The sequence below is a fragment of the Nocardioides sp. genome, assembly GCF_964228225.1.
Taxonomy (GTDB): Bacteria; Actinomycetota; Actinomycetes; order Propionibacteriales; family Nocardioidaceae; genus Nocardioides.
The window spans coordinates 41928-48339 of record NZ_CAXQZB010000030.1; the positions used below are offsets into that span (position 1 = coordinate 41928).

Genomic DNA, 6412 nt, shown 5'->3' on the forward strand with positions numbered 1-6412 from the left:
TCCGAGCCCGCCTCACCGGATTCCGCGCGTCGCGGCGAGGCGCACCTCCACCGCGAGGCCCCCGCGCTCCTCCTGGGAGTGCGCCTCGGCCCGCAGTCCGTGGGCGGCGGCGATCCGGGCCAGCTCCGGCACCTGCCGGGGTGCGGCCTCCACCAGGAGGACGGCGTCCGGTGCGGCCCAGGGGCGCCACTGCGCGAGCAGGCGGCGGTGCAGTGCGAGCCCATCGGGGCCGCCGTCGAGGGCGAGGCGGTGCTCGTGGTCGCGGGCCTCGGCGGGCATCAGCGCCACCGCGTCGCTCGGCACGTACGGGGCGTTCGCGACGACGACGTCCAGGCGCCCGTGCCAGCGCGACGGCACGGCGTCGAACAGGTCGCCCTCCCACACCGGCACGCCCGGCAGGTTGCGCCGCGCCACCGCGACGGCGTCCGGGTCGAGGTCGGCGGCCAGGCCCACGACGTCGGGACGTCGTCGTCGCAGCGCCGCCAGCAGCGCCCCGCTGCCGCAGCACAGGTCCAGCACCGCGCCGCCGGGCGGCGCGATCCGGGCGGCGAGCTCGACCAGCAGGAGCGAGCGCTGCCGCGGCACGAACACCCCGGGGGCGACCGCGACGCGGAGCCCGTCGAAGGTGGCGTGGCCGAGCACGTGCTCCAGGGGTCGTCCCGCCACCCGCGCCGCCACGAGCTCCTCCAGGTCCCCGCCCTCGGCCGCCGCCTGCCGCAGCAGCGCGGCCTCCTCCTCGGCGAACACGCACCCCGCGGCCCGCAGCCGCGCCACCAGGACGTCGGTCTCCGCAGCGCTCACCCGCCCATCCTGACCGGTGGCCGACGGGGCGGGCCACCGTGAGGTCGTCCCTCGGCTCGCTGCGTCTCGTGACGGCGCTGGGGCGCCTCCTCGACGACCGTGGGTGGCGAGGACGGCGCCGTCGGCGAGACGGGTGCACCCGACCGCCGGCGGTGAGGTCGTCCCTCGGCTCGCTATCGTCGCGGGTGATGCGCGGGGGACTGGTGCGGCTGCTGCTCGGTGCCGTGGGGCTGGGGGCCCTGGCGGGGTGTTCGGCCACGCCGGGCGCCGACGGCGCCGCCGCGTTCACCGCGTGGGTGGAGCAGAACCCGTTCCCCGCCGCGGAGGTCCTCTCGGTCGACGGCCGCGACACCCTGCCGGGGACGGCGACGACGTCGGTGCGGCTGCGCGTCGCCGACCTCGACCCCGCCACGCTGGAGGGCACCCGGAGCCACCTGTGCGGGTTCGAGCCGCCCGGCGGCACGGAGCTGACGGCGTCGGTGGCGGGACCGGGGCTGCTGGTCACCCTCGACTGCGCCGACCCGCAGGGATCGGTCGGGCTCGCCGCGCTGGGCGGGCTGGCCCGGCGACCGGAAGTCACCGCCGTGTCCGCGATCCCGACCCTGGTGACGCTCACGTACGCCGACGTCGACGCGCTGCGGGCGGGCCTGGACCGCGACGCCCCCGCCCTCGACCCGCTGGTGGACCCGCTGTTCGGGCGGGTCGAGCTGCGGGGACCGGGCCCGCAGGACGACGCCGCCGCCGCGCGCGCGATCGTCGACCTCCCGCGGGAGCTGCCGGCTGCGCTGCGCGACGCCGTCGCCGCGCTGCTCGACGCCCCGGCGCTGGCCGCCCTGCCGGGGTTCCGGATCGTGGTGGACGATCCGGCGCAGGCGCGGCTGCGCCTCACGCCTCCCCCCGGGGCGGACGCCGCGGCGCTGGCCGCCGACCTCCGCGCCGCCCTCGCGGTCCTTCCGGCCCCCGTCCCGGGCCTCGACGTCGCCGGGTCCTGAGGTCCCCGACGCACCAAGCATCCGGCAGCCCGGATCGGTGGTTCCGGCTGCCGGATGCTTGGTGCGACCGCGACCGTTCCCGTCAGAACTAGAACGAGTTACAGTTTCGCGGGTGACCGGTACGCCTCCCGACGTCCTCGCCCCCGCCCAGCTCGGCCCGATCACCCTGCGCAACCGCACGGTGAAGGCCGCCACGTTCGAGGGCGCCGCGCCCGACGGGCAGGTGAGCGACGCGCTCATCGCCTACCACCGGGCCGTGGCCGAGGGCGGGATCGGGCTGACCACGGTGGCCTACCTCGCGGTGGCGCCGGAGGGGCGCACGCACCGCGAGCAGATCGTCGTCAGCCGGGCCACCCAGCCCGGGCTGCGGAGGCTCGCGGAGGAGATCCACGCCACCGGGGCCAAGATCGCGGGGCAGGTGGGGCACGCCGGTCCCGTGGCCAACGGCCGGTCCAACGGCGTGCACGCCCTCGCGGCGTCGCGCATGCCGAGCCCGCTGTCGATGCAGATGGTGCACAGCGCGACCGAGGCCGACCTCGCCCGGGTGACCGGCGCCTACGTGACCACCGCCCGGCTGCTGGCCGATGCCGGCTTCGACGTGCTCGAGCTGCACATGGCGCACTCCTACCTCATCTCCTCCTTCCTGGCGCCGGGGCTGAACCGGCGTTCGGACCGGTGGGGCGGCAGCCTGGAGAACCGGGCCCGGCTGGCCCGGCAGGTGGCCCGGGCCGTGCGCGAGGAGGTGGGCGACGCCGTCGCGGTGACGGCGAAGGTCTCCCTCTCCGACGGCTTCAAGGGCGGCGTGACCACCGAGGAGGGGCTGGCGTTCGCGAAGCTGCTCGAGGCCGACGGCCACCTCGACGCCCTGCAGCTCTCCGGCGGCTCCTCGCTGATGAACCCGATGTACCTGTTCCGGGGCGACGTGCCGCTGAAGGAGTTCGCCGCCTCGATGCCGCCGCTGGTGCGGATGGGCATGCGCACCCCGGTGGGGCGCTCGTTCCTCAAGCGCTACGCCTTCGAGGAGGGCTACTTCCTGGAGAAGGCCCGTCGCTTCCGGGCCGAACTCGCGATGCCGTTGATGCTGCTCGGCGGCATCAACCGCAAGGAGACGATGGACGCCGCCATGGCCGAGGGGTTCGACTTCGTGGCGATGGGCCGGGCGGTGCTGCGCGAGCCCGACCTGGTCAACCGCATCGCCGCCGGTGAGACCGAGCGCGGGGTCTGCATCCACTGCAACCGCTGCATGACCACGATCTACTCCGGCACCCGCTGCCCCGAGGTGGCGCCGGTGCCGCCGACGATCGGGCTCGGACCCACTCGTCGGGCCTGACCCCTTCCGCTCAACTAGAACATGTTCTAGTTTGTGCGTCATGTCACAGGTGATCCCCGAGCGTCCGCTGCGCGTCGTCGTCTGGTCCACCGGCACGATCGGCCGCCACGCCATCGCCGGCATCGACGCCCACCCCGACCTCGAGCTGGTCGGCGTGTGGGTGTCCAACCCCGACAAGCACGGCAAGGACGCCGGCCTGCTCGCCGAGCTGGGCCGCGAGCTCGGGGTGCTGGCCACCACCGAGAAGGAGGAGCTCTTCGCGCTGCAGCCCGACGCCATCGTGCACACCGCGATGGCCGACGACCGGGTGTTCGAGTGCCTCGAGGACCTCATCGAGTTCGTGGAGCGCGGCATCAACGTCACCAGCTCCGGACCCGTGCTGCTGCAGTGGCCCGAGGAGATCCTGCCGCCGGAGTTCATCGCCCGCATCGAGGACGCCTGCGCCCGCGGCAACGCCAGCATGCACATCAACGGCATCGACCCCGGCTTCGCCAACGACCTGCTCCCGCTGGTGATGACCAGCCTCTCCCAGCGCATCGACGAGGTGCGCGTGATGGAGATCTGCGACTACTCCACCTACTACCAGCCGGTCGTGATGGGCGAGCTGTTCGGCTTCGGTCGCCCGATGGACTTCGTCGGCATGCTCTGGCAGCCCGGCATCCTCGCGATGGCGTGGGGCAGCGTCGTGCGCCAGATCGCCGCCGGACTCGGCGTCACCCTCGACGAGCCCCTCACCGAGGAGGTCGAGCGCCGCGCCGCGACCCGCGACAGCCCGTCGGTGAGCGGCGACGTCGCCGCCGGCACGATGGGCGCGGTGCGGTTCCAGCTGATCGGCAAGGTCGACGGCGTCCCGCGCGTCGTGCTCGAGCACATCACCCGCACCGACGCCGCCGACCATCTCGACTGGGAGACCCCGCCGGCCGGCACCGACGGCTGCTACCGCGTGCGGATCACCGGCGAGCCGATGATGCAGGTCGACTTCACCCACCACGGCGAGCACGGCGACCACAACGTCAGCGGCATGATCACCACCGCCCAGCGCATCATCAACGCCCTGCCGGCCGTGGTCGCCGCCGAGCCGGGCATCGTGCGCGCCATCGACCTGCCGCTGGTCACCGGCCGCGGGCTGGTGGCCCGATGAGCACCAACGGCGGGATCCTGGACCGCTTCGGGGTCGAGGGCTACGCCGCGATCGTCACCGGCGCGGGCCGAGGCCTCGGGGCCGGCACCGCCGTCGCGCTGGCGCAGGCCGGCGCCGACGTGCTCATCTCCTCGCGCACCGAGGCCGACCTCGCGAAGGTCGCCGAGCAGGTGCGCGCCACCGGACGCCGCTGCGTCGTCGTGCCGGCCGACCTCAGCGACCTCGACGCCGTCGCCGGGCTGGCCCAGCGCGCCGTGGACGAGTTCGGACGCCTGGACACGGTGGTGAACAACGTCGGCGGCACCTTCCCCAAGGAGTTCCTGCGCACCAACGCGGCCTTCCTGGAGGAGTCGTTCTCCTTCAACGTCACCACCGCGCACGTGCTGACCCGCGCCGCCGTGCCGCTCATGCTCGCCTCGCCCGACCTGCCGGGCGGACCCGCGCAGCGCTCGGTGGTCACGATCTCCTCGATGATGGGCCGCACCGCCGACCGCGGGTTCGTGGCCTACGGCACCGCCAAGGCCGCGCTCGCGCACTGGACCCGGCTGGCCGCCCAGGACCTCTCGCCCCACATCCGCGTCAACGGCATCTACGTCGGCTCGATCATGACCAGCGCGCTGGAGTTCGTGGCCGGCGACCCCGCGATGATGGGCCAGCTCGAGGGCAAGACGCCCCTGGGGCGCGTCGGCGAGCCGGCCGACATCGCCGCCGGTGTGCTCTACCTGTCCTCGCGGGCCGGGCAGTACCTCACCGGCAAGCTGCTCGAGATCGACGGCGGCATCCAGCAGCCGACGCTCGACCTCGGCTTCCCCGACGTCTCGGCGTGACCGGCCGCGAGCATGCTGAGCAGGTGTCCTAGGGTCGCCGGGTGAGCCTGTCGAACACCCCCACCGCCCACGCCGTCTCGCCGGACTCCGGGGAGCACTGGACCGCAGAGGGTGCCTGGCAGGTGGCGCCGGGGCTCTGGCGCATCCCGCTGCCGCTGCCGATGGACGGGCTCAAGGCGGTCAACGTCTACGTCCTGGAGACCGACGCGGGGCTGACCCTGGTCGACGGCGGCTGGGCGATCCCGGTGGCGCGCGAGCTGCTTGAGAAGTGCCTCGGTCAGATCGGTGCGGGCTTCGCCGACATCCGCCGGTTCCTGGTCACCCACGTGCACCGCGACCACTACACGATGGCCACCGTCCTGGGCCACGAGGTGGGTGCCGAGGTGGCGCTGGGCCGCGGGGAGGAGCCGGCGCTCGACCTGCTCAACAACGTCGAGCAGATCACCGAGAGCCCGTTCCTGGCGGTGCTCCGCTCCTCGGGGGCGCTGGACGTCGCCGAGGAGTGGGCGGCGGGTCGCGGCGACGACGAGGTGCCGCCCAAGGAGGACTGGCAGTACCCCACCCGCTGGATGGACGGCGACCACACCATCACCGTCGGTCACCGCTCGATCGAGGCCGTGCACACGCCCGGCCACACCCCGGGTCACTTCGTCTTCGCCGACCGCGCCGAGGGCGTGCTCTTCGCCGGCGACCACGTGCTGCCGACGATCACGCCGTCGATCGGCTTCACCGTGCCACCGACCGACCAGCCGCTCGGCGACTTCCTCTCCTCGCTGGCCCGGGTGCGCTCGCTGCCCGACCTGCGCATCCTGCCCGCCCACGGGCCGGTCGCGCCCTCGACCCACGACCGCGTCGACGAGCTGACCACCCACCACGAGAAGCGGCTCGCCCAGAGCCTGGCGGCGCTGTCCGGCGGGCCGGTGACCGCCCACGACGTCGCGGGCACCCTGGGCTGGACCCGCCACGAGCACGCCTACGAGACCCTCGACGTCTTCAGCCGCGGCATGGCCGCCATGGAGACCAAGGCGCACCTCGACCTGCTCGTCGCCCGGGGTCAGGCCACCGCCGCCCCCGCCCAGGACGGGGTGCGCTACCGCGCGGTCGGGGCCTGAGCCTGCGGCGGACCTTCCAGCCGCCGGAAGCCGAGCCCCAGCAGCACCTGCGCCAGCGTGTACGTCGTCATCACGACCCGCTCCATCCACCGGGTGCTCGCGTCGGGACGCCCCGCCAGCACGAGGTCACGGGTGCCGAGCACGGTGTCGGAGGCCAGGAAGACCGCCCCGCCGGCCGCGAGCAGCCGCCGGGTCGTGGGGTCCGCGTC

Annotated in this window: 7 protein-coding genes; 5 read left to right on the top strand and 2 right to left on the bottom strand. The window is 74.3% G+C overall.

Annotated elements, in window-relative coordinates:
• Positions 1-12: 12 nt before the first annotated feature.
• Positions 13-801 (bottom strand): putative protein N(5)-glutamine methyltransferase, encoded by a 789-nt coding sequence (locus ACERUJ_RS07320; protein WP_370247835.1) that lies wholly within the window; start codon positions 799-801, stop codon positions 13-15.
• 188 nt (positions 802-989) lie between these two features.
• On the opposite strand from ACERUJ_RS07320, the gene ACERUJ_RS07325 reads away from it, so the two are divergent.
• The 5 genes from ACERUJ_RS07325 (at position 990) to ACERUJ_RS07345 (ending at position 6203) form a co-directional block, all read left to right on the top strand.
• Positions 990-1793 carry a hypothetical protein gene (locus tag ACERUJ_RS07325; RefSeq protein WP_370247837.1) on the top strand — a complete coding sequence of 268 codons (804 nt, stop codon included), beginning with the start codon at positions 990-992 and terminating at the stop codon, positions 1791-1793.
• A gap of 112 nt (positions 1794-1905) precedes the next feature.
• Positions 1906-3123, top strand: a complete 1218-nt coding sequence (locus ACERUJ_RS07330) for an NADH:flavin oxidoreductase (protein ID WP_370247838.1) — start codon at positions 1906-1908, stop codon at positions 3121-3123.
• Positions 3124-3163: 40 nt separating this feature from the next.
• Positions 3164-4264 (top strand): diacylglycerol kinase, encoded by a 1101-nt coding sequence (locus ACERUJ_RS07335; RefSeq protein ID WP_370247839.1) that lies wholly within the window; start codon positions 3164-3166, stop codon positions 4262-4264.
• Positions 4261-5091: an SDR family oxidoreductase gene (locus tag ACERUJ_RS07340; protein ID WP_370247840.1), complete on the top strand. Its 831-nt coding sequence runs from the start codon at positions 4261-4263 to the stop codon at positions 5089-5091. The genes ACERUJ_RS07335 and ACERUJ_RS07340 overlap by 4 nt, the downstream gene beginning before the upstream one ends.
• A 41-nt stretch (positions 5092-5132) precedes the next feature.
• Positions 5133-6203 carry an MBL fold metallo-hydrolase gene (locus tag ACERUJ_RS07345; RefSeq protein WP_370247841.1) on the top strand — a complete coding sequence of 357 codons (1071 nt, stop codon included), beginning with the start codon at positions 5133-5135 and terminating at the stop codon, positions 6201-6203.
• Here ACERUJ_RS07345 and ACERUJ_RS07350 read toward each other — a convergent pair.
• On the bottom strand, positions 6182-6412 hold a 231-nt coding region (locus ACERUJ_RS07350), incomplete at its 5' end, for a lysoplasmalogenase family protein (protein ID WP_370247842.1). The two genes, ACERUJ_RS07345 and ACERUJ_RS07350, sit on opposite strands and share 22 nt — an antisense overlap.